This window comes from Mycobacterium intermedium (assembly GCF_002086275.1).
Classification (GTDB): Bacteria; Actinomycetota; Actinomycetes; order Mycobacteriales; family Mycobacteriaceae; genus Mycobacterium; species Mycobacterium intermedium.
This window is the reverse complement of the sequence record NZ_MVHT01000073.1, coordinates 15181-35403: the sequence shown is the minus strand read 5'-3', so window position 1 is coordinate 35403 and position 20223 is coordinate 15181. Positions and strand designations below refer to the sequence as shown.

Sequence of the window (20223 nt, the reverse complement as noted above, 5' to 3'; positions counted from 1 at the left end):
CGCCGTTCCCGCCGGCCCCGCCAATCCCGCCTTGCCCGCCATTGCCGAACAACCACCCCCCGGACCCGCCGGCACCGCCGTCGCCTCCGGCGCCACCCGATCCGCCCGACGTGCCCGAGGTGCCCTCCGTTGTCGCCGTCATGCCTGCCGTACCGGTGATGCCGGCCCCGCCGGCCCCGCCTGCCCCACCGAATCCGATCAATTCGGCGTGGCCGCCCTCACCGCCGTCGCCGCCGATCACGCCCGTCCCGCCGACGCCACCGTTACCGGCGTCCCCGACGAGCAAGCCGCTCTGCCCGCCTCTACCGCCTGCCCCACCCGAATGACTCGTGTCACCGGCACCACCGGTGCCCCCGCTACCGCCGTGGCCAAAGAGCCAGGAGCGGCCGCCGTCTCCGCCGGCGCTGGCACCGGCTCCACCAGAGGCTCCACCGGTTCCGCCGTGGCCCGCGTTGCCGAACACGTAGCCACCGTCGCCGCCGGCACCTGCGGCCCCACCCCGAACGACGGTGTTGCCGAGGCCGCCGGCGCCACCCGTGCCGCCGTCGCCCAGGAACCAGGCGCGACCACCGGCCCCGCCAGCCCCGCCGTCAGCCCCACCGGGCCCTCCGTGACCGCCGTTGCCGAACAACCATCCGCCGGTGCCACCAGCGCCGCCGGCGGCTCCTGCGCCTCCAGCACCGCCGAGACCGCCCGAGCCGATAAGACCCGCGGCGCCACCTGCACCACCAGCCACGCCGGGATCCACCCCGGCCATGCCGTTGCCTCCGTTGCCGCAGAGCAGCCCCCCGGCGCCGCCGGCTTGCCCGGGTGACGTCCCGTTGGCGCCGTTGCCGATCAGCGGCCGACCCAACAACGCCAACGTCGGTGCGTTGATCGCGCCCAATACCGCCTGCTCGGCGGCCGTGTAAGCCGCCAACGGCGTGACATTCGCCGCCTCAGCGGCCTGGTACGCGTTTCCGGCCGCCCTGAGCGCCCTCACGAACTCGGTATGAAAGGCCGCCATCCGCGTGCCGACCGCCTGAAACCCTTCGGCGTGCGACGAAAACAGTGTCGCGATCGCCGCCGAAACCTCATCCCCGGCCGCAGGTGGCAACCCGGTGGTGGACCCGGCCGCGGCGCTGCGCGCTTGACTCAGCGCAGCCTCGATGTCAGCCAAATACGAAGCCGCAGCACCCAAGACGTCTGGCGCTGCAACAAGAAACGACATAGAGACCTGTCCTCCCCCAAATTTTTGCCTGGAACGCTAGCGGCGCCGGGAGGAGAGGAAACCCGTATGGCACTACTTGGATTTCGCCCCGCCGACACCGACCACTACTTGGTTTGCCGGAGGCCTGGAGCTCTTGCTTCGCTTTGATTTGCCCGCAAAGTAGGAAGTCGGCGGGCAGGTGCGTACAAATCAAGTAGTGGGCGCCGCACCGCAAGGCGAGGCTGCCCCATCTCGGCTTCTACACGGAAGTAGTGCACTTGCCGACAATCACGTGACCGGCGTCCCTGCCCGGCCTACAACTTCCCGGGGCATCTGTCTGGCATCTTTCCGTATCGCGACGTGGCGTTGGCCGTGCTGAACTTCCGCTCATCCTGGATTGACTACGACTACGACGACCTCGATGCGGCAAAAGCGCATCCTCATCGCAGAATTCGGCGATCCACTCCGCCGGCGATTTGAGTAGCCGACTACTCAAGACAGCCCTGGTGCCCCGGAGGAAGCTAGGTCGTATGCCGCCCAACTCAACCGCACACGGATCGCGTCTGGGCGGGCCAGACAAGCTAAAGGGTGGGAAGACATGTCGTTTCTGATCGCAGCACCAGAGTTGATGGCCGTGGCAGCAGCAGATTTGGCCGGTATCGAATCAGCACTCAGCGCAGCCCACGCGGCGGCGGCTACCTCGACGACCGAGGTGTTAGCCGCGGCCAGCGATGAGGTTTCGGCGGCCATCGCGGACGTGTTCGGCGCCTATGCCCAGGAATATCAGGCACTCAGCACGCAGGCGGCGGCGTTTCACGACCAGTTCGTGCGGGCTGTGGCCGCAGGTGCGGGGTCATACGCCAGCGCCGAGTCCGTAGTGGCCAGGCCATTGCAAAGCCTGCTCGACCTGCTCAACGCGCCCTTCCTGGCACTGACCGGCCGTCCGCTCATCGGCGACGGCGCCGACGGGGCAGCGGGAACTGGGGCCCACGGCGGGGCCGGCGGCTGGTTGGTCGGCAACGGCGGCGCCGGCGGATCCGGCACCCTTGACAAGGCCGGCGGCAACGGAGGGGCCGCCGGCTTGTTCGGCAACGGTGGGGCTGGCGGGGCCGGCGGACGCGGCGTCCTGACCGGCGGCGGGGCCGGCGGACGCGGCGGCGATGCCGTCCTGTTTGGCGCCGGCGGTCGCGGGGGAACCGGCGGAGTTTCAACTCCGCTCGGCAGCACCGGAGGCACCGGCGGGGCTGGCGGCAACGCCGGATTGCTCGGCGGCGCCGCCGGAGCCGGGGGACCTGGCGGGCTGGGGTGGCTGGGCGGCAACGGCGGTGATCCGGGGGCCGCCGGGATTGGCGGAGCCGGCGGCGCCGGTTTGATTGCCGGGGCCGATGGCGCGGCCGGAAGCGCACCCACTAGCGGCGGCAACGGTGGAAACGGCGGTAACGGCGGTCACGGCTCACCCTTCAGCGGCCAGGCGGGCGGGGCAGGCGGCAACGGCGGTAACGGCGGTCTGGTCGGCAACGGCGGCCGGGGCGGCGACGGTGGCTTCGGCTCCCACGGCACTCCGGTCTTCGAGGCCGGCAAGGACGGCGGCTCCGGCGGCGCCGGCGGTGATGGCGGAGCCGGCGGTAGCGGCGGCGCCAAGGCGGGCAACGGCGGAAATGGCGGCAACGGCGGCAACGGCGGCTTCGGCCAGAACGGTACCGCCGGGGTCAAGGGTGCCGACGGCGCCTTCGGCGGCGGTGACGGTGAGAACGGGACCGACGGCGGGGCCGGCGGCAACGGCGGCCATGGCGGCAACGGCGGTGCCGGCGGCGCCGCACCGGCCGGCCAGGCCGGCACGCAAGGGGTCGGCGGGGCGGGTGGTAACGGCGGCAAAGGTGCCGCAGGCGGCGATGGCGGCAACGGTGGTGAGGGATCCGGCGCCGGCGGAAAAGGCGGAAAGGGCGGCAACGGCGGCAACCCGGGTGCGCAGGGACTCGGCGGGAAAGCCGGCTCAGGATCGACCACCAACGTGCCCGATGGCACCAACGGCGGTACTGCCACCAGCGGGGGTAACGGCGGCAACGGCGGCAACGGCGGAGCCGGCTTCAGCCTTGGGGGCACCATCATTGCCGGCGGCAACGGTGGTGACGGCGGCAACGGCGGTTTGGTCGGCAACGGCGGCGCCGGCGGCAACGGCGGCAACGGCGTCAATGGCGTCAATGGCGATCCCATCGGCGGCGGCGGCGCCGCCCCGGGCGCTACCGGAGCGACCGGCGGCACGGGTGGCGCGGCCGGCAACGGTGGAAAAGGCGGCAATGCCGGTGCGCTGGCCGGCGTGGGCGGGGTCGGCGGAAACGGCGGGACCGGCGGAACCGGCGGAACCGGTGGAACCGGTGGGACCGGCATCGCCGGCAACCTGGACCCCAACGGCAACGGCGGCAGGGGCGGCGACGGCGGGCAAGGCGGTACCGGCGGCAAGGGCGGTGACGGCGGAGCCGGCGGCTTGTCCTGGGACGGGAAGAGCGCCGACACCGGAGCCAGCGGGAAAGGCGGCAAAGGCGGCAACGGCGGCAAAGCCGGAGACGGCGGTGTGGGTGCCGACGGAACGTGGAGCCTCAACAATGGGACCGGCGGAAGGGGTGGCGACGGCGGCAACCCCGGGCTGGGCGGCGTCGGCGGCGAGGGCGGCAGCGGCACCGGCAGCGGCACCACCAAGGGCGCCGCCGGTGATGTCGGCGTCGGCGGCGGCAACGGGGGTGCCGGAGGCAAAGGCGCCGACGCGGTCACCGTCGGCGGCGTCGGCGGTGACGGCGGGGCCGGCGGAAACGGGGGAGTGGTCGGCAACGGCGGCCAAGGTGGCCAAGGCGGGGCCGGGGGGATCGGCGCCTCCGACCCAGGCACGCTCGGTGCGGCCGGCGGCAAGGGCGGCTTGGGTGGCAAGGGCGGGGCCGGCGGCAACGGCGGCACCATATCCGGCGACGGCGGCACCGGCGGTGCCGGCGGCATAGGCGGAACCGGTGGCGCCGGCAGCACCGGCGTCAAAGGCGGTACCGGTGGCAACGGCCTCACCGGCGGGGCTGGTGGCGACGGCGGCGCCGGTGGCGAGGGTGGAACGGGTGGCAAAGCATTAGGTGCCGGTAGCGACGGCAAGCAAGGCGTCGGCGGGGCCGGCGGGGCCGGGGGCAAAGGCGGCAATGGTGGCGACGGCGGGAACGGCGCCAACGGCCTCAACTCGATCGTCGAGTCTGAAAGACAGGGTGGCAACGGCGGCAGAGGCGGCGACGGTGGCGCCGGCGGTAACGGCGGCGATGGTGGCGCAGGTTTCAGCAAAGGGGCAGCTGGCACAGCCGGCGCCATGGGCAACGGAGGCGACGGTGGCGTCGGCGGCAACGGCGGTGTCTGGACCGACGGCGGCAACGGTGGCAACGGCGGGGCCGGCGGCACGGGCACCAATGGGGGCGATGGCGGCAACGGCGGCACTGGCGGGGCCAGCGCTGCCGGCGGCGTGCCGGGCAACGGCGGCAAGGGCGGCGATGGCGGTTGGGGTCAGGCCGGCGTCGGCGGCACCGGCGGAAAGGGTGGCTTTGGCGGGGACGGCTCAACCATTCCGTTCTTCCAATTCGGCACAGACGGCGGCCTGGGCGGCGCTGGCGGCGACGGCGGCACGGGATTTCTCGCCGGCGGCAAGGGCGGTGACGGCGGATCGGGCGGCAAGGGCGGCGACGGTACTTATTCGCCGGGCGGATCAAGTTCCCCTGGCGGCAGTGGCGGCAAGGGCGGGACGGGCGGCACCGGTGGCCCCCGATTCACCAACGTGATCGTCGCGTTCGGCCAGAACGGCGCGGTTGGCAGTCCCGGTGGCGGCCCGACCGGCGTCGGATCCGTCTTCGGTGGCGACGGCGGAGCCGGCGGGGCCGGGGGAGCCGGCGGCGGTGCCTAGTCCTGCTCTACGCGCGTACTGCAGGCGCAACGACTTCCGGGCGGCCGATGCTCGTCGATTACGACTCGGTGTCCACCAAGGGCTGATCACTGCAGAGCTTCAGTTGCGCAGCGACGCCGAAGATTCGCCGGAAGGAGTCCTGGCCATAGCTGGTTGACTCGGGCTCGCCGGGAACCAATCGGAATGTTCGTACCCCGTCCGAACGGCGTTCGGCGCGGAGAAACAGGTCAGCGGGATCGTCCCGGGCGTACAGGCTGTGGGCGAAATCGTAGAGGTGCGTTACGAAGAACACTTTCACCCCACCCTCCACCATTGCGCGCACGATGCCGCGCGCGATCTGCGATCCCTCAAGCTCGTTCGTCGAGGAAAACGATTCATTGCACAGCAGCAGCGAGGTCGGTTCGATGTGGTCGACGATCTGGCTCAGCCGGCCCAGTTCCTCTTCGAGCTTGCCGTGTCTTAGGTTGGCGTCCTCTTCCCGCTTGAAGTGGGTGAAGACGCGACCTCGGACGTTGGCGCTGAAAGCTTCCGCCGCAACGAACATGCCGGCCTGCATCATCAGCTGTGCGGCGCCGACGCTGCGCAGAAATGTCGACTTGCCACCCTCGTTGGCGCCGGTGACGACAATCAATGTCTTGCCGTCGGCTTCGACGTCATTGCCGGTGACCATCTTGCCGATGCTCAGGCAAAGCGCGACGTCGCGTAGTCCGCGGCAGCGAAACCGCGGTGCGCCGACCGGTATGGGTTCTGGAAAGCAAATCGGCACATGGCGTCTGGTGAGCTCGTCACGCAAGTTCAGGCAGCCAAGGTAGAAACCCAGTTCCGTGCGCAACCGGCCAAAGAAGCTCTGAAAATGTTCCGCCGCTTGGGTGACGGTGTTGGCGACATCGTTGACGGCGTGGCCCCCTAGTGCCGACAGGGCTTGCTCACCGGCCATGTCGTCGGGGTCGATGGAAAACTCGCGGCTCTCGGTGGGGTTTGCTGCCAGCTTGGCCCACCAGCCGCGACCGCGTTGTGTTGGTTGGTGAAGCAGGTGGCCTTCGCCCTTGTTGCCCATTCCCAGTTGGGCACTCAGCAGCAGCCCGCGCGGCAGTTGGAGCTCACTGAGATACTCGTCGACTTGGGAGAGGTAGTCGTCGGACAGTTGGTCGGTGAGCATGGCAAAGAACTGCCGGAAGCCCGCGGAGCGGAACCGATCGGCATGGTCGCTGGCCAACCGGCGCAACAGCCTGAGCGTCTTCAACAGTAGTTCCAAGATTCGGACCGACCGGCGCAACATCAGTTGCGCGTCATTCGATCTCAGCCCGCCGAGGAATACCTTGTGCCGCAGCGCGATCCCCTCGACCTCCGAGGTCATCGCATATATCCGCCGCACCACAGCACGATTGGCCAAACAGTCGCCCAACACGTGTTGCCGATAAATGATGACATCGGGATCACTGACGGTGAGCGGGAGCACCTTCTTGCCGGCTTCGCGCAGATACCGGTCGCCGGCCCCCATGGCTTCGTAGAGTCTGTCGAGCTCCAGATCATCGTTGACGAGATCACTGAGCTCCTCAGGCAACTGGGGTTTCAGCTCAACATCGTCGTTGGGATGCAACAGGCGCACCTTCATCGGGCAATCCTCTGCCGCAGCGCGTCGTGGTCGAGTCCGTACTTTTCGGCAAGCGCAGCGGCGTAGGCCAAGCCGTCCGCGGGCCGACGGGTGAACTTGAAAGTCCGTCGGGAAGGATCATCGGGCGCGACTTCGCCGACCATGCTGACGCACGCCCGATCCAGGCTGGCCAGTTGGTCTATGAAAGTGACGTAGACAGCAGTACAGCGCAATTCGATCACTCGCTCGACGACTTGGGTGGCGATCCACAGCGCATCGCTCAGGGTGGTCGACGAGAAACTCTCATTCATGACGATCAAACTCGTCGCGGTAGCGCGGCACAGGATGTCATGGATCCGGACCAACTCTTCCTCGAGTCTGCCATGCAGTGACGAGAGGGTCTCCCGACGCTCGAAGTGGGTATATATCCTGTCGGGCAACGTAAATTTGGCACGTCGCGCCGGTACCGGACAGCCGAGCGAGGCGAGATAGGCGCATTGGCCTATGCTTCGGGCGAAGGTGGTCTTTCCGCCCTGGTTCGGGCCGGTGACAACAAAGATGCGTTCGACGCCTGACAGTCGAAAGGCGTTGCATACCAAAGGTATCCTCGTGTCGATCGCTTTTGCAGCCAGGGCCAGGTCGAAGGCGTCATCGGCGGAGAGGAACCCGGGTTCGGTCGTGATCTCGGGATAGCTGAAGTGCAGGCCCGCGGCGCGGAACTGGCGGATATAGGCCAAATAATGTAGGTAGAAACGGATCTCGTGGTCGAATTGGGCGATCGTTGGTTCGACGAAGTGCGTATGTCGTCGACAGAATCCGTCGAGCAGAGCGAAGGTGTCTGGATAGAGCTCCGCGACGCAGTCGAGAATCTGCGCTTCGACATGATTCATGTCGGCGGCGTTTTCGATGCGTGCGTGGTAATCCTTGCTGACCTCGGCGGCGAACCTCTCGAAGGCCGCCACCGCTCCTTCGGTGTAATCGGCTTGCCCCTGGTACCTTTCGACGACCACGCGCCGACCCTGGATGTGGACGCTATACCGAACACTCTGCAGGGCGTGCCGAACGGCCGCAGTTTCGCGCGCCAACTCCCCGAATGCGGCGCTCTCGACAAATTCGGCCAGATACCGGGCAAGATTTTGCAATCCGCGGGAAGCTGGCTCGGCGGCGGCGAGCTCGGATCGGAGCAAAGTCAAGGCATCACAATATGTTTGAACGGCATAGACAACCCAACCCTGTCGTTGCAGGCGATGCCGCAACTCGTCTGCCTGATCCCGTCGGCGTCGCATCGTTCGCATGCCCTCGACGAATTTCAGGATCGGCTGCCGGGTCTGGTTGCGTTCGAGATCTTGGAAAACCTCGTGGCGGTGCCGGACGGTGGGGATGTCGTGCAGTGGGAGGTAGAAGTACTGGTCGACCTGATCCTCGATGTGTCCGGCGTTCACCGCTTTGATGATTTCGTCGACGTGCAAATCGGACACGCAGTCGGGCGCCGCGTCGGTGGCCCGAGGCGGGCCGCCGTGCGGGAACAGGATGCTGGTGAAGCCGGCCATCTATCGCTACCTGCCCCCTGTCAATCCGGACAAAACGTCGGCTGCTCACGCGGTGTAGTGCATGTCCGGTGCGCGAGATGTTCAAACTTCGACGATGTCGACAGCCGGCTGCCGCCGCGCCCCTTCCACTTGGCCTCCTGGGACCAGTGCGCTCCAAGTCACTGACTCGGGAACGCGGTGCCGGTCAGGATCGAGTCGGCGGACAGGCCGAGGGTGGCCAGTTCCAAACCGCCGAGGAACGGCAGGAGTCCGACGTTGGCGGCGATCGGACGGCCGATCGCGTTGATCAGCCCGTCCAACGGCTGCCCGTTGGCCACCTGGGCTATCCCGTCCAGGAACAGGTTGAAGTCGTACGACGGCAGCGAGACCAAGGCGGCGGTAGCCACATCCGCGGTAGGCAGCAGCGTCGAGTATGTCGTGGCAAGTGCGTTCGTTGCGGCGCCGACGAACCGGGTATTGGCCGCTTGCAGGCCCTGGATAATGCCCGTTACCGAGGGTGCTCCGGTCGGCACGGTCAGCGGCGCCGACAACGAAGGCGTCAGCAAGTCCGGCATGCCTGGCAGCTGCGGCGGTCCCTGCGCGTAGAGGTCGCCGATCGCGGCGTTGATGCCCTGCGGGATTCCGTTGAGCACGGCCGGTCCCAGGGCGGCGGTGGCGCTGAGTGGCGGCAAGAATCCGAACGGAGTTGCGATATTGGCCGGCCCGGTAGACCAGCCGTAATTCGGGTCGCCATAGCCCCAGTTGACGATCGGCCGCAGCACCGGCTGCAGCAGGTCGGCGACCGGATCGCCGACGTAGGGGATAAACCGCAGCGGGTCCAGCAACGGCAGATTCTGGGTCGGGATCATGAAGTAGTTCGTGGTGGTGGGTCCCTGCGTCGGCAGGACGATCGCCGAATCGATCTGTGCCGGCGTGAGACTTGCGTAACCGCCGTGCACAGTGACCATCCCCGCGAGAGCGTTGAGGTCGGAAAGGATATTGATCGGGTACCGCGGGAAGTCGGCCCAGCCGTCGTATTCGAGGGTGTAAACGTTGGTCAGGAAGGAGTTGCTGGGTGCCGCGCCCAGGGTCGTGAAACCCAGGCTCGGCAGGCTCAGCCCCGGGAACCGGGCATCCCAGCCTCCGTTTGGATTCATCGAATTGCCAAGCAGGACAAAGTTTATCGGCAATGAACTCGGTGTGTCGGTGGGGTCGAGCATGCGCATCACCAGCGAGGCGATGTTGGCGCTCTGCGAGTAGCCCACCACGTTGACGGCGTTTCCGGCCGCGAGTTGCTGTTGGATGGCGTTGTTCAAGATGGTGACGCCCCGCGCGATGGAAACGTCCTGCGTCAGATCCTTGATGCCGCTGTCCGGGTATTCACCCGCCGGCAGGGCGAGCGCTTGAACCAGGCCCGCCGGGAAGTTGGGCGTCACGTACTTGCTGACGATGTTGGTCACGAAGTCTTGGGGAGGTATCGGCGTTCCGCTGCCGGACATGACCAGCGTGACGTACGGATCGACCAGATCGTTGGCGATCGCCATCAGCGCCCCCGCGCCGCCCGTCGCGCTGGGCGCCGGACTCTGCAGGAGGGCACGGCATGCGGCCTCGGCGGCGCTGTATGCGTTGCCCGCCGCGGCTAGCGCTTGGGCGAACTCGGCGTGTAGGGCCGCGATCTGGGTGATCGCGGCGTGACCCTCCCGGGCATACGCGCGAAACAATGCTGCGATGGCCTCGGATACCTCATCGGCGGCGGCCGCCGCCACGCCTTTGGTCGTATCCGCGGCGGCCGTGGTGGCATCGCTGATCGTCGTGCCGATTGCCGCTACGTCCGCCGCCGTCGTCGCAAGCGCTTCCGGGCGGCTGAACACAAACGCCATGCGGTTCCCTCCCCCTCATGGCCCCCTTGTGGCCCCTTGTTGACCGCCTTGTGACCCCGTTGTGGCCCCGTTGTGAAACATCTCACGCCGAGGCCGTGGCGGTCCGGCGACAATCCGCAGAGCAGGCTTTGTCCAGGCAATTCCCAGCTGGCGGGTCACGATAGAGCGCGGCCTGACGGCACCGCGATGCGGTACGTCCGTCCCAAACGAATTGCAAGAGTTGGCTCTACCAGCTAACTTAGGCGCGGGGGAGTTTCGGGTCACACCGGCGTGGCAAGGTGATGGACACCACAGGGGCAGGACGGCTGTGCGCCACAGCCGGGGACGAAGGGAACAAACTCGTGTCGGAAGCGCGGCCGGCGACGCGTCGATTGAGCCTGGTACCGGCTAACAAACCCATGCGTGCGGTGCAGGCGGAGGATCGTGCCTGGGTTCAGCAAGGGCTGTGCACGAGCGCAGACCCCGACCTGCTGTTTGTGCAGGGTGCGGCGCAACGGCAGGCCGCGTCGATCTGCCGGCACTGCCCAGTGATGAAGGAATGCGCGGCGGACGCGCTGGACAACCAGGTCGAGTACGGCGTCTGGGGCGGCCTGACGGAGCGCCAGCGCCGAGCACTGCTCAAGCAGCACCCCGACGTGTCATCGTGGGCGGAATTCCTCAACAAGCGCAAAGTGCGTTCCATCGGGTAGTGCCCGAGCGGGGTCTGGGACCGACCGGAGCCCACACACTCCTCATTACTTCCCGTTACGCCTCTCGGGCGATGCGCCAGTGACTAGCGCTGGTAGTCAGACAAGTTCTTGCCGAGTTCGGCGAACAACGCCTGGTTGAGGCCGAACGCGACTTTCACCTCGTCGACCGCGCGATCGATTTCCTCGGCGTCGAGGTCAAGGCCGTCGAGACGGGCGCGGTAGGAATCCTTGTAGGGCTTTGACCGCATCGGGAATTCGTAGAACGCCAGTCCGGCACCAGCCAGACCGAAGGTGCGGTCCAGAATCTTGCCGATCGCCTGGCCACCCGAGAGGTCGCCGAGGTAGCGCGTGTAGTGATGGGCCACCAGCGCACCGCCCCACGACGCGCTCGCGATGCGGTCGCGGTAGGCCGCGGCGGCGGGTGATTCGACATCGTGGTCTGCGCCGGGCGCCCAATGGTCCAGGTCGGCGTCGATCGCTGACAAGCGCTCCAGCGCCGGGTCGTAGACGGCGGCCACGAGCGGGTCATCGCGCCGGGCCCGGACAGCGTCCTCCAACGCCTGATACACCACCCGCAATCGCCGCAGGTAGTCCGCGTAACCACGCTCGTTGACTCGGCCGGAAAGCAGCTCGGTCACGAACGAGGAGTTTTCCGCGTCGTCATGTTCGGTCGCCGAACCTTCCTTCATCGCAACAGAGAGAGGCCGAATGGCCTCGGCGGTGCGGGAAGTCATGCCGTGCTCCTAACAGTCGACGGAAGCCCTGACAAGTTGTCAAAACGATACTGACAGATTGTCAAGAAACTAGCACAACGTCCACCGGGTCGCCCTACCGTGTTCCCCGCAGCGCGCGCAGCACAAACCGCTCCACCGCATCGACCGGGAGGTCGCGGGGCGCGAGACAGGCATGGATCAACGAAATCGTGGTGGCAACGTCCTCGATGACGAACTGTCCCGTGCTCGCGCCACTGGCCAAGATGTCGCGCAACACGTCCTCGATCGCCATCACGTGCTCGCGGATGGCGCGGAAGGTGTCGCGCGAGAGCGCGCCGTAAAGCTGCGGACCCAGACCGATATGAAACTGATGACCGGCGTCGAGCTGATGGTTGATGTAAATCTTCAGTCGCTCGACCGGGTCGTCGATTCCCTGCAGAGTGGCGCGCAATTCGTCAATGTAGCGGCTCGTTTCGTGTGATGCGAACGCGACGACCACCGCCTCCTTGTCGGCGAAGTGGTGGTAGATCGCCGTGCGCCCGATGCCCGCCGCGGCCGCGAGCTGGGCCATCGTGATGGCATCGAAGCTCTGTTCCGCCATCAGGCTGGCGAAGGCCTCGAAGACCCGCCGCTGGACCTGCTCGCGGTGCTCTCCGACCGACGCGGCGCTGATCTTGGGCACGTCGCGACTCTAACCCCGGGGCGGTCGTGGGTCGATCGACGGCGGCCGTGGGGCATCAAGCGGCCATGGAATAGCGTGGCGACGTGCTGTCGACGGTCGCGGTGGAGAACTACCGGTCGCTGCGGCAGGTAGTGCTTCCGCTGCGTCGGCTCAACGTCATCACCGGCCCCAACGGCAGCGGCAAATCCAACCTTTACCGGTCACTGCGCCTGCTGGCCGACTCCGCCCGCAACGGCGCGGTGGCTGCGTTGGCGCGCGAGGGCGGGTTGAGCTCGACCATGTGGGCCGGCCCGGCCGTCATCGGAAAATCGGTGCGCCAAGGCCGCCGGCCTGTGCAGGGGACGGTGCGCACCGAGTCGGTGAGTTTGAAGCTCGGCTTCGCCGCGGACGATTTCGGTTATGCCATGGACCTTGGCCTGCCGGTTGCCGGTCGCACAGCGTTCGGGTTCGATCCCGAGATCAAAGTCGAGGCGATATGGGTCGGCCCGGTCTGGCGCAAGGCCACAGTGATTGCCGATCGGGGCGGGCCGACCGCCCGGGTATGCGACGGCGACGGGAACTGGCACATCATGACCGATGCGCTGCGGCCATTCGACTCAATGCTCAGTGAATTGGCCGACCCGATCCGCGCACCTGAACTGATCCAGTTGCGCGAACGAATCCGCGACTGGCGCTTCTACGACCATCTGCGCACCGACGCCGACGCGCCGGCGCGGCAGAGCAGAATAGGCACGCGCACAACAGTTTTGGGGCATGACGGCGCAGACCTGGCCGCCGCCTTACAGACGATTCGCGAGATTGGCGACGCCGCCGCCCTCGACGAGGCAATTGACAGTGCTTTTCCCGGCAGCCGGGTCGACGTCGAAAGCGCCAACGGGCGTTTCGAATTGGCGTTGCACCAACCTGGGATGCTGCGCCCGCTGGGTGCCGCCGAGCTTTCCGACGGCACGCTGCGTTACCTGTTGTGGACGGCGGCCCTGCTCACCCCGCGCCCGCCGCAGCTGTTGGTGCTCAACGAGCCCGAGACGAGTTTGCACCCGGAGCTGTTGCCCGCCTTGGCGGCACTGATCGCCACCGCGGCCGAAAACAGTCAACTCATCGTCGTGACTCATTCGGAAGCACTCGTCGCGGCGTTGCAGGAAGCCGGCGACGTGCACACGATGCGCCTGACGAAGGAACTGGGGGAGACGCGGATCGTGGGCCAGGGCGTCCTCGACCAGCCGCCGTGGCACTGGCCACCTCGTTGATTCGTCAGAAACCCGGCTCCCACCCGCTTGACCGGCCGATGCATGTATATATTAGTATATACGCATATATCATCTCGAACTGCCCGAGGAGGGTTGGTATGGCCAAGCTGAGCCCCGCAGCCCGCGAGTTGTACCAGCGCGAAATGGCCGCCGCGGCCCGGGCAGATACGGGCGATGCGCGGTGGTATCACCTGGAACGCGCGCACATCCTGTCCCAGCCCGCGGCCTGGCTGCATACTCGCAACCACTTCGCAATGTTGAATCTGGCTCTGCGCCAACATGACCGGCGCGAGGCGATCGGTCAGGTCGTACGCATCGTCCTCGCTGCGCCCGGATCCTTGACCGGTCGCTTCCCCGAAGGCAATACCGGTCGTGCGACGGTCGGACTCATGACGCCGATGCCCCTACCCGACGATCTGCTCGCAGCGTTGAGGCCCGCCGCGTAACCGAGTCGGCGGCATTCTCGAGTCCGGCGGGCGCGGTCGAGGTGGCACGCTCTTGGCTAGCTACATTCCCGGCTACATGCTCGCGCACTGGATGAGTCAGAACACTTGACGGCGACCACGCCCATGGAACCGTGGCGCTGCGGGCGTCCGGTCCGATGAGGCGAGACAATGAGCCGATGCATCATGGGAGCAAACTCCTGCAGCTTACGGTCACGGCGCTGCTGGTCGCGGTCGGTGCCTGGGGTGCGGTTCGCGCGGAATTGCCTGAGCCGAAACTGGATTCAGCGATCCCGACGTCGGTGGCCGTGCGGCCGGTGAATACCACCGCCCCGGCCTATCCGGCGGTGCCGCCGGTGAGCGATGCCGCGCGCCAGGCGGGATTCGTCGACGTTCGAAGCGTGGTGCCCGACGCGGTGATCGACCTGCGCTATGCAACGACCAACAATTTCACCCACACTCAGCTGTACCCGTCCGACGCGCGCTGCCTGGTGCATCAGTCGATGGCGCGCGGCTTGGAAGTTGCCGCGTCGGTGCTGCGGCCGCAGGGTCAGGTGCTCGCCTTCTGGGATTGCTATCGCCCGCACGATGTCCAGGTCAAGATGTTCAACGTGGTGCCAAACCCGGCGTGGGTGGCGCGCCCGGGTCCGTATGCCCACAGTCACGAGGCCGGTCGTTCGGTGGATGTGACCTTCGCCAGTCCGCAGCAACAGTGTCCGCCCGAGCGCGTGGTGAGCGGATTGTGCCTGGCCGACATGGGCACGGATTTCGACGATTTCTCCTCGCGGGCAAACGCTTACGCGACTCAAGACGTGAGCGCGGCGGCCCAGGCGAATCGAGCCCGGCTGCGGGAGGCGATGAACCATGGCGGCTTGGCCGTGTACTCGGGGGAGTGGTGGCACTTCGACGGTCCCGGGGCCTACGAAAACCGACCGATCCTCAACGTGCCGGTCAACTAGCCTCACCCTCTTCCCGCGAGCAGACGCGCAAGCCCCCAAAATTTGCCTCTCTTAGGGGCTTTCGCGTCTGCTCGCCGGACCGGGGTGGCGTTAAGCTGGACGCCGTGACCGAACCACGAGCGACCTACACGCACGGACACCACGAGTCGGTGTTGCGCAGTCACCGGCGCCGCACCGCCGAAGATTCCGCGGCCTACCTGCTGCCCCACTTGAAGGCGGGACTAAAGGTGCTCGATATCGGTTGCGGCCCAGGCACTATCACGGTGGATCTGGCCACCCGGGTGGCACCCGGATCGGTGACGGCCGTTGAGCGAACCGCCGAGGCCCTCGACCTGGCCCGCGCCGAAGCACAGCGGCGCAATGTGTCCAACATCGACTTCGTCACCTCGGACGTCCATGCGCTCGACCTCCCCGACGGCACCTTCGACGTCGTCCACGCCCACCAGGTGTTGCAGCATGTCGCCGATCCGGTTCAGGCACTTCGGGAGATGCGCCGGGTGTGTGTGCCGGGCGGGATCGTGGCGGTACGAGATGCCGACTACGCCGGGTTCATCTGGTACCCGCGGCTGGCCCCGCTGGATCGCTGGCTCGAGCTGTACCAACGGGCCGCACGGGCGAACGGCGGTGAACCGGATGCCGGCCGACGACTGCTGTCCTGGGCCCAGCAGGCCGGATTTACCAACATCACGCCCACCGGCAGCATGTGGTGCTTCGCGACCGACGAAACTCGCGACTGGTGGGGTGGCATGTGGGCCGACCGGATCCTGCGGTCGGACTTGAGTCGCCAGCTGCTCGACTCGGGCCTGGCCACCGCCGCCGAGCTTGAGGAAATCTCGGCCGCCTGGCGCGCCTGGGCTGCCGCGCCGGAGGGCTGGTTTGCCATCCCCAACGGCGAGATCCTCTGTCGCGCCTGATCCGGGCCCGCACCCAGTACCGCGAGCAGACGCAAAGTCGTCCAAAAAGCCTTTGTTTTATGTGATTTTGCGTCTGCTCGCGGAAGGGAATCCGCCACAAAGGGATTCGAATGCGTGCGCGACGTTCAATACCGTGGCATCGTCAAACCGTTTGCCCACGATCATCATTCCGGCGGGCAGTCCGTCGACCAGGCCGGCGGGAACCGAGATCGCAGGGTGGCCGGTGACGTTCAACGGCGCCGTATTGGCGGCCTTGCCGATAGCCGCGTGTAGCGACGTGAAATCATCGGGAAGCGGCTGGGCGGTGGCCGGGGTCGTGGGCATGACCAGCACGTCGTACCGGGCCAGTGCGTCGTCGTACGCCGCGCGCGCATGCGGCACCAGATTGCGTGCTTTGGCGTAATAGGAACCGCCCAGCGTGTTGAGGCTGAAATGGCCGGCCACAGCGGTCGCCTTGACGATGGCGGACAGTTGATCGGCATGGGCGCGCCGCTGAGTTGCGAAGTGTGCCATCAGTTCTGGGTCGTAGCGGCCCTCGGCACCGAGTCCGCTGCCGTTGCCCTCCAACATCTGGTAGACGCCACCCTCGGTGCAGAAGATGGCCGACAGGGCCAGTGCCCCTCCGTGCCAAGGCACGCTGATTTCGCCTACCGAGCAACCGATTTCGCTGAACCGGTGGGCAGCGCTGCGCACGACTTCGTCGACTTCCGGTTGTGAACGGCGATGCCCGAATCCCTCGGTGAGGATGCCCACCCGCAGGCCCGCGACATCGCCGGTGAGGGCCGCGGAATAGTCGAGAGAAGGTAGCTTCGAGGGCTGTCGAGAATCCCACCCGTCGGGACCCGTGAGCACGGTGAGTAAGAGCGCGGCATCCGAAACGGTGCGCGCCATGGGCCCCAGGTGGTCGATGGTGCGCTCCAACGGAATTGCGCCGGTGTAGGGCACCAGACCGTACGTGGGCTTGAACCCCACGATCCCGCACAGTGACGCCGGAATCCGAATCGAGCCCGCCTGGTCACCGCCGATGGCCAGATCCACCGCGCCCGCGGCCACGAGTGCGGCGCTGCCACTGGAGGACCCGCCCGTTTCTCGGGTGGTGTCCCACGGGTTGCGCACCGGCCCCGTAGCGGACGTGAAGCTGGACCCCGAATAGCACAGGTCCTCACAGACACTTTTGCCGGCGATGTTCGCCCCTGCGGCAAGCAGGCGCTCGACCACGGTCGCGTCGCGGTCGGGGATGAAGCCCTCGACCGCGCGCGATCCGTTCATCATCGGGACGCCGGCGACGGCGATGTTGTCCTTGACGGCGACCTGGCGGCCGGAGAGGGGGCCCTCAACGTCCGAACGGATGTCGGTAGTGACATACCAAGCGCCCAGGGGATTTTCGTCAGGTGCCGGGAAGTTATAGCTGCGGTCGGAAGTGGGCGTGCGGGCAACCTCGTCGTAGAGCTTGTCAATGACGTCGCAGGTACCCAGCATCTGCTGCACGAAGGCCAACACGGACTGCCGGGCGTCGGTGTCGAGCTGAAAGCCGAAATGCTCGGCCGCTGCCTCGATGTCCGACATCGAGGGCCTGGGAACCGCCATGCCAACTCCCGTCCGTTCTGGCCGCCCGAATTCAGCGTTCGCGCGACTGCTCGCTGTCCAGTCGCGATACGAGGGCGTCGATGTCGATTCGCTCGGCAATCGCGGTCAAGTCCAGCCGCGCGGCGATGGCGTCGATGTCGATTCGGGACACAATGGCGTCGATGTCGAGGCGGTCGATGATGGCGTTCATATCGAGCTGAGCCAGCAAGGCGTCGACGTCGAGACGGTCGATGATGGCGTTCATATCGAGCCGGGACAGGAACGCGTCGAGGTCGAGGCGCGCGACGATCGCGCCGATATCGATTCGGGCCATCATCGCATCGATGTTGATGCGCCGGATGAGTCGGTCAAGCGCCTTACCGTCCCGCACCACGGTGTCGACGAGGCCGTGCAGCGCGCGTTCGGCTTCCCGTCGTTGCCGGCGCAGCAGGCCGCCGACCAAACCCGTGTTGGCCCGCTCTGTCTGTTCGGACTCATCGGCCATTGCGGCATTGTGTCAAAGCCGGCACGGCCGTGGACGCAACTGCCTGTTCTCGTCGTGTTTGGCCAGGTCACACCGTGGTATTGGCATTCTCTTTTTTTGCAAGTACGTTATGCACTGATGGAAAACGTAGCCCAGACCCCATCGGGCATACCGCTTGCGCCGGTCTACGGCCCGCAGGATCGCGCGACGGAGCCGCCGCCGCCGGGGGAGTTCCCGTTCACGCGGGGTAACTTCGCGTCCGGCTACCGCGGCAAGTTGTGGACCTTCCGGCAATACTCCGGGTTCGGCACCGCGGAGGAGTCCAACCGCCGCTACCGCTACCTGCTGGACCAGGGCGGTACGGGGCTGTCGGTAGCCCTGGACCTACCCACCCAGTGCGGATACGACTCCGACGATCCCGACTTCGGCGAGGAGGTCGGCCGCGTGGGCGTCGCCGTCGACAGCCTCGCGGACTTCGAGATCCTGTTCGACGGCATCCCGCTGGACAAGCTCAGTACCAGCATGACCATCAACGGCACGGCGGCGATCCTGCTGGCGTTCTACGTGGCGGCCGCGGAAAAGAAGGGAATACCGCGAGCAAAGCTGACCGGCACCATCCAGAACGACATCCTCAAGGAATACGCCTCGCGCGGCACCTGGATCTGGCCGCCGGAGCCGTCGTTGCGGCTGATCGCCGACACCATCGAGTTCTGCGCCGCGGAAGTGCCGCGATTCAACGCCATCTCGGTGGCCGGGGCGCACTTCCGCGATGCGGGAGCCACCGCGGTGCAGGAGATGGCCTTCACCCTCGCCGACGGCGTCACCTACTGCGACACCGTGGTGGAACGCGGTCGGATGACGATCGACGAATTCGCACCGCAGATCTCGTTTTTCTTCTACACGCACGGGGACTTCTTCGAAGAGATCGCCAAATACCGTGCGGGGCGCAGGCGTTGGGCCACGATCGTGCGCGAGCGTTACGGGTCCACCAAAGACAAATCCTCGATGTTCCGGTTCGGTTGCGTGTGCGGCGGCGCATCGCTGTACGGTCCGCAGGCACAGAACAACGTGGTGCGGGTGGCGTACGAAGCGATGGCGGCGGTCTTGGGTGGCGTCCAGTCGATGTTCACCGCCGCCTGGGACGAGCCCTTCGCGCTGCCCTCCGAGGACTCCACCACTTTGGCGTTGCGCACCCAGCAAGTCCTGGCTTACGAGACCGGCGTCGCCAAGGTCGCAGACCCTTTGGGCGGTTCCTACTTCGTGGAGGCGCTTACCGACGAGACCGAAGCTCGCATCATCGAGATCATGGCCGACCTCGAGCAGCACGGCGGCATGGTCCGCGCGATCGAGGACGGCTACCTGCAGGGCTTGATCGCGGACGAGGCGTTCCGGATACACCAGGAGATCGAGGCCGGTGTGCGGCCCGTGGTGGGGGTCAACCGGTTCGTCTCCGAGGAACCCGATCCCGACGTCGTCACCTACGAACTCGACGCCGAAGGCCGCGAGGTGCAACTCAAGCGACTGGCCAAGGTCAAGGCCGAAAGGGACAGCGGCGCGGTGCAATCCACCCTGGCCGCCCTGGCTCGCAGTGCCGAAGGAAACGACAACCTCATGCACAAGCTGATCGACTGTGCCAACGCCTACTGCACGGTGGGTGAAATGGTCTCCACCCTGAAGGCGGTCTGGGGCGAATTCCAACAGCCGGTGGTGTTCTAGGGGCGCACCGGTTAGGCGTCGCGACAGTGGGGAATATCGTCGGGAGTCCGGGGCAGCGCATAGAGCGCCATCCGACGATTCGCCATGTCATGTTCGCCGAGAAATACACAGCCGGCGCTCTCGCAGAAGCGGCGCGCGGCTTTGTTTCTGTGGTCCGGGTCGAACATGACTCGACGACAACGCGGTTCGGCATTCAGCGCGCTGGCGACGAAGTGCGGCAACACGAATGGGGCGACTCCCCTGTTCATGATTTCCAGGTCGGCAATGGCGGCGTGGATGCCCAAATCGTATGGGTCATGGTCGTATCGGGTAGCAATGGAATCCTTCGCGGCCCGGTATAACTCGATGTAGCCATGGTTGTTGGCGTCGATTTGGGCGATGAACGGGCGCGAATAGCTGCCGTCAAGCTGAGCTCGCAGGTAGCGCCACCAGCGCGACACCGGCCAGACGTACTCCCATGCTTCGGCCAAGTGCGGACGGCTCATCCACTCGGCGATCATCGCTGCGTCCGCATCGGGATCCGCGAGGCGAAATGAGTACGGTTCCGGCAGATCAATTTTCGAAGGCGGCGGCGGAACCTTTCGGACCTCGTCGGACAGCTCGGTCAGCTCCCTGGGCAGGATTACCTCAGGCTGGCTTGAATCGCCTTGCGGCTCAATCCGCGATTTCCGTCGGCTTTGTGAAATCGACGTCATT

General features: G+C 66.6%; 17 protein-coding genes. 8 read left to right on the top strand and 9 right to left on the bottom strand.

From position 1 onward, the window contains the following. On the bottom strand, positions 1-1210 hold a 1210-nt coding region (locus tag BST27_RS22115; protein WP_083148630.1), incomplete at its 3' end, for a PE family protein. 577 nt (positions 1211-1787) lie between these two features. Here BST27_RS22115 and BST27_RS22110 point away from each other — a divergent pair. Further along, positions 1788-5111 carry a PE family protein gene (locus BST27_RS22110; protein WP_083148628.1) on the top strand — a complete coding sequence of 1108 codons (3324 nt, stop codon included), beginning with the start codon at positions 1788-1790 and terminating at the stop codon, positions 5109-5111. A 58-nt stretch (positions 5112-5169) separates the two neighbouring features. Here BST27_RS22110 and BST27_RS22105 read toward each other — a convergent pair whose 3' ends face one another. Next, complete coding sequence (locus tag BST27_RS22105) at positions 5170-6726, bottom strand: MutS-related protein (protein WP_069418184.1); 1557 nt, start codon at positions 6724-6726, stop codon at positions 5170-5172. Then, complete coding sequence (locus BST27_RS33925; protein ID WP_249025713.1) at positions 6723-7667, bottom strand: MutS-related protein; 945 nt, start codon at positions 7665-7667, stop codon at positions 6723-6725. The genes BST27_RS22105 and BST27_RS33925 overlap by 4 nt, the downstream gene beginning before the upstream one ends. A gap of 93 nt (positions 7668-7760) precedes the next feature. Here BST27_RS33925 and BST27_RS33920 point away from each other — a divergent pair, with 93 nt between their 5' ends. Further along, a complete protein-coding gene (locus BST27_RS33920; protein ID WP_232007206.1) occupies positions 7761-8420 on the top strand; it encodes a hypothetical protein in 660 nt (219 codons plus the stop codon). On the opposite strand, the gene BST27_RS22095 is transcribed toward BST27_RS33920, so the two are convergent. After that, the gene (locus tag BST27_RS22095) at positions 8414-10114 is read right to left on the bottom strand and encodes a PE family protein (RefSeq protein ID WP_069418182.1); all 1701 of its coding nucleotides are present in this window, start codon (positions 10112-10114) and stop codon (positions 8414-8416) included. The two genes, BST27_RS33920 and BST27_RS22095, sit on opposite strands and share 7 nt — an antisense overlap. 341 nt (positions 10115-10455) lie before the next feature. Here BST27_RS22095 and BST27_RS22090 point away from each other — a divergent pair, with 341 nt between their 5' ends. Continuing rightward, the gene (locus tag BST27_RS22090) at positions 10456-10803 is read left to right on the top strand and encodes a WhiB family transcriptional regulator (RefSeq protein WP_069418207.1); all 348 of its coding nucleotides are present in this window, start codon (positions 10456-10458) and stop codon (positions 10801-10803) included. An 83-nt stretch (positions 10804-10886) separates the two neighbouring features. Here BST27_RS22090 and BST27_RS22085 read toward each other — a convergent pair whose 3' ends face one another. Then, entirely contained in the window at positions 10887-11537 is a 651-nt protein-coding gene (locus tag BST27_RS22085; protein WP_069418181.1) for a biliverdin-producing heme oxygenase, read from the bottom strand. Between the two features lie 94 nt (positions 11538-11631). Next, the gene (locus tag BST27_RS22080) at positions 11632-12198 is read right to left on the bottom strand and encodes a TetR/AcrR family transcriptional regulator (RefSeq protein WP_069418180.1); all 567 of its coding nucleotides are present in this window, start codon (positions 12196-12198) and stop codon (positions 11632-11634) included. An 83-nt stretch (positions 12199-12281) separates the two neighbouring features. On the opposite strand from BST27_RS22080, the gene BST27_RS22075 reads away from it, so the two are divergent. The 4 genes from BST27_RS22075 to BST27_RS22060 all read left to right on the top strand — a co-directional run bounded on the left by BST27_RS22075 (position 12282) and on the right by BST27_RS22060 (position 15761). Next, a complete protein-coding gene (locus BST27_RS22075) occupies positions 12282-13445 on the top strand; it encodes an AAA family ATPase (protein ID WP_069418179.1) in 1164 nt (387 codons plus the stop codon). Positions 13446-13543: 98 nt separating this feature from the next. Next, positions 13544-13891 (top strand): DUF3703 domain-containing protein, encoded by a 348-nt coding sequence (locus BST27_RS22070; protein WP_069418178.1) that lies wholly within the window; start codon positions 13544-13546, stop codon positions 13889-13891. 176 nt (positions 13892-14067) lie between these two features. Then, positions 14068-14847 carry a M15 family metallopeptidase gene (locus BST27_RS22065; protein ID WP_079219982.1) on the top strand — a complete coding sequence of 260 codons (780 nt, stop codon included), beginning with the start codon at positions 14068-14070 and terminating at the stop codon, positions 14845-14847. A 104-nt stretch (positions 14848-14951) separates the two neighbouring features. After that, on the top strand, positions 14952-15761 hold the full coding sequence (locus tag BST27_RS22060) for a class I SAM-dependent methyltransferase (RefSeq protein ID WP_069418177.1): 810 nt from the start codon (positions 14952-14954) through the stop codon (positions 15759-15761). A 57-nt stretch (positions 15762-15818) separates the two neighbouring features. On the opposite strand, the gene BST27_RS22055 is transcribed toward BST27_RS22060, so the two are convergent. Both BST27_RS22055 and BST27_RS22050 read right to left on the bottom strand, forming a co-directional pair. Beyond that, positions 15819-17348: an amidase gene (locus tag BST27_RS22055; protein ID WP_069418176.1), complete on the bottom strand. Its 1530-nt coding sequence runs from the start codon at positions 17346-17348 to the stop codon at positions 15819-15821. A 31-nt stretch (positions 17349-17379) separates the two neighbouring features. Further along, positions 17380-17832, bottom strand: a complete 453-nt coding sequence (locus BST27_RS22050; RefSeq protein ID WP_069418175.1) for a hypothetical protein — start codon at positions 17830-17832, stop codon at positions 17380-17382. Between the two features lie 117 nt (positions 17833-17949). Between BST27_RS22050 and BST27_RS22045 the strand changes: the two genes are divergently transcribed. Next, the gene (locus tag BST27_RS22045; protein WP_069418174.1) at positions 17950-19527 is read left to right on the top strand and encodes a methylmalonyl-CoA mutase family protein; all 1578 of its coding nucleotides are present in this window, start codon (positions 17950-17952) and stop codon (positions 19525-19527) included. 11 nt (positions 19528-19538) lie between these two features. Here BST27_RS22045 and BST27_RS22040 read toward each other — a convergent pair whose 3' ends face one another. Next, a complete protein-coding gene (locus BST27_RS22040) occupies positions 19539-20222 on the bottom strand; it encodes a GNAT family N-acetyltransferase (RefSeq protein WP_069418173.1) in 684 nt (227 codons plus the stop codon). Position 20223: the final 1 nt, after the last annotated feature.

What these genes read in the sequence shown, in the direction of transcription:
- BST27_RS22045 (WP_069418174.1), top strand. Translation starts at nt 17,950, where the DNA reads ATGGAAAACGTAGCCCAGACCCCATCGGGCATACCGCTTGCGCCGGTC.
- BST27_RS22085 (WP_069418181.1), bottom strand. Translation starts at nt 11,537, where the DNA reads ATGACTTCCCGCACCGCCGAGGCCATTCGGCCTCTCTCTGTTGCGATG.
- BST27_RS22050 (WP_069418175.1), bottom strand. Translation starts at nt 17,832, where the DNA reads ATGGCCGATGAGTCCGAACAGACAGAGCGGGCCAACACGGGTTTGGTC.
- BST27_RS22055 (WP_069418176.1), bottom strand. Translation starts at nt 17,348, where the DNA reads ATGGCGGTTCCCAGGCCCTCGATGTCGGACATCGAGGCAGCGGCCGAG.
- BST27_RS22065 (WP_079219982.1), top strand. Translation starts at nt 14,068, where the DNA reads ATGCATCATGGGAGCAAACTCCTGCAGCTTACGGTCACGGCGCTGCTG.
- BST27_RS22110 (WP_083148628.1), top strand. Translation starts at nt 1,788, where the DNA reads ATGTCGTTTCTGATCGCAGCACCAGAGTTGATGGCCGTGGCAGCAGCA.
- BST27_RS22070 (WP_069418178.1), top strand. Translation starts at nt 13,544, where the DNA reads ATGGCCAAGCTGAGCCCCGCAGCCCGCGAGTTGTACCAGCGCGAAATG.
- BST27_RS22105 (WP_069418184.1), bottom strand. Translation starts at nt 6,726, where the DNA reads ATGAAGGTGCGCCTGTTGCATCCCAACGACGATGTTGAGCTGAAACCC.
- BST27_RS22040 (WP_069418173.1), bottom strand. Translation starts at nt 20,222, where the DNA reads ATGACGTCGATTTCACAAAGCCGACGGAAATCGCGGATTGAGCCGCAA.
- BST27_RS22095 (WP_069418182.1), bottom strand. Translation starts at nt 10,114, where the DNA reads ATGGCGTTTGTGTTCAGCCGCCCGGAAGCGCTTGCGACGACGGCGGCG.